General features: G+C 26.2%; 8 protein-coding genes. 5 read left to right on the top strand and 3 right to left on the bottom strand.

Annotation, left to right across the window (positions count from 1 at the left end; genetic code table 11):
* Nucleotides 1-781, bottom strand: a 781-nt coding sequence (locus J7G74_RS01205) for an MFS transporter (protein WP_297130750.1), incomplete at its 3' end; no start/stop codon positions are given.
* A 708-nt stretch (nucleotides 782-1,489) separates the two neighbouring features.
* Between J7G74_RS01205 and J7G74_RS01210 the strand changes: the two genes are divergently transcribed.
* From J7G74_RS01210 to J7G74_RS01230, 5 genes are all read left to right on the top strand, one after another.
* Entirely contained in the window at nucleotides 1,490-2,830 is a 1,341-nt protein-coding gene (locus J7G74_RS01210) for an alanine:cation symporter family protein (RefSeq protein WP_297130753.1), read from the top strand.
* A 337-nt stretch (nucleotides 2,831-3,167) separates the two neighbouring features.
* The gene (locus tag J7G74_RS01215; protein ID WP_297130757.1) at nucleotides 3,168-3,431 is read left to right on the top strand and encodes a hypothetical protein; all 264 of its coding nucleotides are present in this window, start codon (nucleotides 3,168-3,170) and stop codon (nucleotides 3,429-3,431) included.
* Between the two features lie 277 nt (nucleotides 3,432-3,708).
* Entirely contained in the window at nucleotides 3,709-4,548 is an 840-nt protein-coding gene (locus tag J7G74_RS01220) for a DUF5685 family protein (protein ID WP_297130760.1), read from the top strand.
* Nucleotides 4,538-4,960 carry a hypothetical protein gene (locus J7G74_RS01225; RefSeq protein WP_297130763.1) on the top strand — a complete coding sequence of 141 codons (423 nt, stop codon included), beginning with the start codon at nucleotides 4,538-4,540 and terminating at the stop codon, nucleotides 4,958-4,960. The genes J7G74_RS01220 and J7G74_RS01225 overlap by 11 nt, the downstream gene beginning before the upstream one ends.
* A 12-nt stretch (nucleotides 4,961-4,972) precedes the next feature.
* On the top strand, nucleotides 4,973-5,464 hold the full coding sequence (locus tag J7G74_RS01230) for a hypothetical protein (protein ID WP_297130767.1): 492 nt from the start codon (nucleotides 4,973-4,975) through the stop codon (nucleotides 5,462-5,464).
* Between the two features lie 92 nt (nucleotides 5,465-5,556).
* Here the strand turns inward: J7G74_RS01230 and J7G74_RS01235 are convergent, their stop codons facing one another.
* Nucleotides 5,557-6,327: a hypothetical protein gene (locus tag J7G74_RS01235; RefSeq protein ID WP_297130770.1), complete on the bottom strand. Its 771-nt coding sequence runs from the start codon at nucleotides 6,325-6,327 to the stop codon at nucleotides 5,557-5,559.
* 27 nt (nucleotides 6,328-6,354) lie between these two features.
* Nucleotides 6,355-7,089 (bottom strand): HAD family hydrolase, encoded by a 735-nt coding sequence (locus J7G74_RS01240; RefSeq protein WP_297130773.1) that lies wholly within the window; start codon nucleotides 7,087-7,089, stop codon nucleotides 6,355-6,357.
* Nucleotides 7,090-7,149: the final 60 nt, after the last annotated feature.

Here is a 7,149-nt window from a genome sequence, read left to right on the forward strand (position 1 = left end):
AAGGTATAAATTGTAATACCATACCACCTACATATAATCCTACAAATAAGAATGAAGCAGCGAATATCCAGAAATGTTTCATTTTAGTAACTTCTGCAAAAGAATAACCCCATTTAGTAGATCCAGTGTCAACAGAATCTTTTTTCTTCTTAGAAACATTAGCAGATAATTCATCTTGAGATTTTGGTAATCTTAATATGAAAAGAGCTATTGGTAAAGCTACAACTATAGCTATTATACCAAATCTTAAGTAAGTTGCCTTATATCCTATTGTAGGAAGCCATTTTCCTGCTAATAATTGAAGGAACATGTTACCTAATCCACCACCAGCAAATGCTAGACCCATAGCTAAACCTTTGTTTTCTACGAACCAACCATTTATAAGTGTTGGAACACCTATTGCAGATATTATAGCAGAACCTATTTGAACTAAAATTGATAATGCATAGTAAATGAATATGTTATCTCCAGCTAATGAGAAAGCTGCGAAACCTCCACCTAATATTAAAACACCTATAACATAAAGTAATTTTATATTAGCCTTAGGGTTAGAATATAACTTCCCTATGAATGGAGAACATACTGCAGATACTACTGTACCTATAGTAAATATTAATGAAAACTGAGCTAATGTAAACCCTTCCGCAGACATTACATAGTTAGTAAATGTAGGTTGTAGGTTAGCTGCAATTGAGAATGGAACAGCTTGGATAAGCATACAACCGAAGACTATAGCCCAGCCATAGAAAAATTGTTTTTTGTTGTTTTGAGTTTTTTCCATAATGAATACCTCTTTTTGTTATAATTTGTTGGCGAACAATACATAACACTATATAAGTTATTTATTCCTAAGTTTATTTTGAATATAAATTTATTATATATGTATATATATAATAAATTGTAAAAAATAAACTTTATAGAATAAAATATATCACATAAAATAATTGTCGTCAAATGAAATAATATAACAAAAAAAGAAATTTAATTATAAAAATGAAAATAAATCAAGTTATAATTTGTAGAAAAATAACAAATTACTATAAAATATTATATTGGTTTAAAAATATGAAGGAATATAAAACTATTAAAAATAACAATATATTTATATTCTAACTTGATATATATAATATGTAGGAAAAAATAACCATTGATTGTTTGTAAGTATAATTTTTAAAAGAAAAAATAAAATAAAAATTTAGATTTTTTTAAAAAAAGTACAAATGCTTGACAAATATCGATAATTATTGATAAAATCAATTTGTGAATGGCGAGTAATACATAACAAGATATAGTTTTCAATTTTAAACGTAATATTGTCTTAATTTAGTTGTGTGAAAACATTTAACTAAATGTGGAATAATAATTAAGGTAATATGATTAATTTAAGTTATTAACTATTAATCTTGTTTTTTTATTGCTATATTTATTTTAGTTTAACAATCAAAAGAAATTATAAAATTCAATAATAAAACAAAAAAGGAGAAAAGACATGTTACATCAATTAGAAGCTGTAATAACAGCAATATCTGATGCAGTTTGGCCAATATTTTTACCATTCATGTTAATAGTTGGTGCATTTACATCTATAAGAACTATATTCATGATCCAAGGTAAAGCAACTAAGCCGGCTGGATTAAAAATAAAAAATATAATAGGACCTGCATCGATATCATTAGGTGCGATGATAGGTACTGGGGCAATCATAGGTGTTTTAGGTGCATTATCAAAATTCTCTGCATCTGGAGAAGTAAATGTAGAAGCTATGGCTATATGGGCTTTAATAGGAGCTTGTATAATGGTACCGGTTTCTTACGCTGAGACTTTAAACTCTAAAATAATGGGTAAAAGTCCAAAAGAATATATAGGACAATTAATAACTCCTAAATTAGGAATGGTTTACGCTGTATGTTTCGTTGCTTTAGCAGTATTCGGATTCGGTGGATTCCAATTCTCTGGTATAGACTCAGTTGCTAGTCTAGTAACTAGCCAATTCATGGGTATAAACCTTACTTTAACTCAAAGATATATGTTTATAGTTGTACCAGTAATAGCAGTAGTTGCTGCTTTAGTATTATCTAAAAAACATGAAATATTCATGAATGCAATGACTTATATGATAGGAACAGCTGTAGTTGGATACTTTATATTCTTCACATTATTTGTTATAAAAACTTCTGGATATATACCAACTTACTTTGCTCATATATTAGAAGGAATGACTAATCCAGTAAATGGATTTTCAGGAATTGTCTTAGGATTCGTATTAGGTATGCAAAAAGTATTACAAACTGCTGAAACTGGTCTAGGTGCTTTAGCAATGGCTGCTCAAGAAGCTGATACTAAACCAAGAGAAGCGGCTATGATATCTTTAATACCTACAGTAGTTACAGTAGTTGTATCTATAGTAGTTACTTCATATATAGCATCTTATGGTATAAATGCTGGAATAATAACATTCCAAGGTGGAGCTGCTGAGAGATTAGCTGAATACTTTGCTACTGCTGAAAGTATAACAGGTATATTTGGACTAGTTGTATTATGTGCATTTACAGTATTATCTGCATTAACTACAATATTAGGATCTTACTACTACATGACTAAATTATTTAAAGAAAATCATATAAATAAAAATATAGCTATATACTTAGCTTTAATTATATTAGCTGGTACTTTAGCGGTATTTGGAGCGAATGTTGTATTCGAAGCAGTTGACTTACTATTATTCGTACTTTGCGGAATAAACGTAACTGCATTAGCAATATTCACAGTTAAAGAATGGAAAAAATATGTAATATCTGACGATAATCAAGATCAAAGAAAAGCATCATAATTTTCAATATTATTTATAATAATTAAAAATCTTACTTGGGTAACTACTCATGTAAGATTTTTTGTATATAAGGCAAAATAGCATAAGGGATACAATATAAATAAATCAAACTTAATTAACTGATAATTTAGTTGATAGAATGACCTAATATGTTTTTTCTAACATCTTGAGGAATGTATAAAATAAGCTATAAAAATCGTATAAGTATTGATTTATACAATAAGATTATAAAAGGGTTATTTAAGTTATTGTATATCTCATATATATAAATATAAACTAAGAGTTAATCAATATTAGATGATTGATATAAATAAATATATTGGAGGATCTGTATAATATGAAAATGTATATGAGAGGAAATAAACGTTCAAAAGAGATAGGAAGTGGTATTCCGAATACTATTGCATATACAGCTATAAAAAATTTTCTTGTTTCAAATGATTTTAAAGAGATAAGGGAAGATTACTGTATTGGTAAACTTAATAAAAATCAAGTAACTCAAATTATGTCAGATATAAAGTGGCTTTTTAGAAATTATAAAGAGTTAGAGGTCTTAGCCATAGAGGATGATGAAAACAAATCTATGAGGTTTATTTTATAATAATTAAGTAAATAAAAAGCTATCTTTTAATAGATATCAATCTATTAAAAGATAGCTTTTTATTTATATTTTGATGAAAATTAACAAGCTTCTTTAACTTTATTTTTTGTTTTCTTAACTTTTACCATGATCCAAATAGCTAATAATATAGCTCCAACTATATCAAAGAATAGATGGTTTAATATATACATTAATTAAGAATTTAAAATTAACATGAATATAATAATTTATATAATGTATAATTAAGATATATATCTTAAATTAGAAAGGTAATAAAATGTTTGGTTATGTTAGAATAAATAAGATGGATTTAACTTTTAGAGAGTTTGAAAATTATAAAGGCTACTACTGTGGTTTATGCAGGTATTTAAAGAAGAATCATGGTGAAATATCTAGACTTGGATTGAATTATGATATTACATTTTTGATTGTGCTTCTTACTGCCTTATATAAACCTAATAGTGAAATAATTGAAGAGAATTGTATAGTTAGTCCATTTAAAAAGAAAAAGAAAATAATAAATGAAATAACAGAATATGCAGCAAGTATGAATATTATTTTATCTCATTATAAATTAGAAGATAACTTATTAGATGATAAAGGTATTAAGGATATTTTGGCTTACAATATATATAAAGGAAAGCTAAAACTAGCATATGAGAAATACCCTCAAAAGGCTGAAATTATAAAGCAACAAATGAAGTTGCTAAATGAGTTAGAAAAAGAAAAAAGTTCTAATATAGATATGGTATCTAATACTTTCGGTGAAGTAATGGGAGAGATTTTTTCTTATAAAGATGATTCATATGAAGAAGATTTAAGAAGGATAGGTTTTAATATAGGAAAATATATATATATTTTAGATGCTTATGAAGATTTGGAAGAAGATTATAAAAAAGGAAGATATAATCCTTTTAATGAATATATAAATAAAAGGGAAGAGTTAAAGGTAAGGGTAGATAAACTAATTAGTATATCCCTTGGTTTATTAGCCTCATCTATAGACAAATTAAATTTGCAGATAAATAGAGGTATAATAGAAAATATAGTTTACTCTGGAGTGTATATGAGATATAAGAATATATTAAATAAAGGGAGTGAAAGTAATGTACAATAATGTTTATGGAGAAGAAAGGTTTTTAACAGCTAGAAAATTTATAGCAAATAAAGAGTTTAAAAGAGCATATGAAATTTTACAAAGTATAAGTGATAAATGTGGAGAGTGGTATTATTTAAGGGGATTATCTGCTATGAATATGGGGTATTATGAAGAAGGAGAAGATTGCTTAAAAAGAGCTAAATTCATGGAACCTAATAATAAAGAATATATAAATGCATATAATCAGTATAATAGTTATAGAAATGATTATAACCGTCGTTCTTATGATTACAATAGAAATAGACGATATGATTCAAGTGGATGTTGTTGCTGCTGTTGTGGTGATGATTGTTGTAGCGATTTATGTACATTGTACTTATGCGACTCATGTTGTGAATGTTGCGGAGGAGATTTGTGTACTTGTTTCTAGGAGTTGAAAAATATGAGTAGAAAAATTGCTTATGGAGGTATTTTATTAGCTCTAAATATAATTTTATTACTATTAGTTAATATAATACCGATTAATACATTATTTCTTATGGGATTAGCATCTTTACCTATATCTATAATAATAATGGAATATGGGCCTAAGCTAGGGACAATATTTTATATGGCGTCTGTTATATTAAGTTTTATTGTTATGACTAATAAGTCTCAATGGATATTATATATATTTACATTTGGGATTTATGGATTAATAAAGTATGTAATAGAAAATGATAGAAGTTTTTTTACAGAATATATTATGAAGATAATATCAGCAAATATATTGATTCTTATAACATACTTTATATTAAAAAACTTTGTATATATACCTGTAAATTTATTTACTATAATAATATTTCAGATAGCATTCCTGATTTATGATTATGTATATTCTAGATTTATAGATTATTATAATATTAGACTTAGAAAAATAATTATTAATAAATAGCAAAAGGACTAAAGATATATTTGTATATTTTTAGTCCTTTTTAATCATTGTATATATAAATCATACTGGATAAAGTTACTTTAATAATATTATTATATTAAATTAAAGTATTTTGCTTGATATTCAGTTAACTCTTCTTGGCAAGATGGACAGTTATAAGTTTTTACTGAAGAAGTAAACTTCTTATCTTTATCATTAAACTTCATCTTTATCTTTTCATCTATACCTATCTCTGTTAAGTCCTTACCACATTTCTTACAATTGTGTATAGAACATAGATTTTCTAATAGATCTACAGATACATTATCAATATTATAATTACAGTTACAACAAAATACTCTGCTATCTCTTTGTCTAGATATTTCTTGCGACTTATTTTTTTCTTTTGAAAAATTATAGCTTATTTCTTCAAATACCTTATATCCATTCTCAAAAACATTTGAGTTACAATGAGGACATAAGAAAACAGGTGTATAACTATTTATATTTTGTTTTTCTTCTAGTGTATCTTTTTCCATTTTAGATGTAGATTCATGTTCATAATTACCTATTAAGTAATTATATGTATCTATACTATTGTAATCTTTGGAAACAGCTATAAGATGATTTCTTATAGATGAAAATTGTTTATTTCTAGATGGACCATCTAAATTTATTATTTTATTTTCATTAACAAACTTTAATACAGATACATAATTATATTTGCTTGCATAAAATAGAACCATTTCATCTATATTTTGTTCAGAAACTTTATCTGAGAAGTCTATCCAAGTCTCAGGTGATTCTAAATATAATTTTTTGCTTATATCATCTAAGTCACCAAGAATATCAATAAAGTTTAAAATTCTTTCGTTTATATTCAAGTTATCATCCTCCGTACAATTGGTATATTATAAGCCTATCTCAAATCTTTTCACATTGCAATCTAAAGAATAAATTATATCTTTTCTTTCAACTATTATTTCAGCTTTTTCTTTTAAATCATCATTTTGTATTATATGATTAACTAGTTCATTAGTTGGGTTAATTGCTACAGGATGTCCAACACGCTTAAGCATACTAATATCACCATTAGTATCTCCATAGGCATAAGACTGACTTAAATCTATATCGTATTTTTCTACAAATTTATCTATAGCAATATTTTTACTCTTTGAGTCCCACATAGGTATGACAGTTCCGTTAAATTTACCGTCTTCAAATATATATTCACTACCTGCATAATCTGTTGCATTATATTTTTTAGCCATCTTTTCCACTAAAAAGCTTGGGCTTCCAGATATAAAAATAACTTTATGACCATTTTCTAAATGCCATTTTATTCTTGAGTGTGTATATTTATAAACACGCTCTGATTTTAAAGCAATAACTTGATCACTAGTAAAATCAATTCCTGACTTATCTACATTTTGTAATGACTTAACATATAAATCACATATTTCATCAAGATAGTCATCGTAATTAGCTTGTCTTTTATCCCAATCTAAAAATGTATCCCTAGCATGGGCAACCCAAGCTTTTTGATCTACGATTTCGTATTTAATAAGCTTTTTAAAATGTTCTACCATAAGGGAATCCCTATAAATTGTTCCATCAATATCAAAAAAAGCTCCTATATTTTTCATTGAATCACCTCATATAAGTATTTACTTTATTATATTATAAAATTCGATTTTGTTGTAAAC

Source organism: Terrisporobacter sp. (assembly GCF_017888745.1).
In the GTDB taxonomy this organism is placed as follows: domain Bacteria; phylum Bacillota; class Clostridia; order Peptostreptococcales; family Peptostreptococcaceae; genus Terrisporobacter.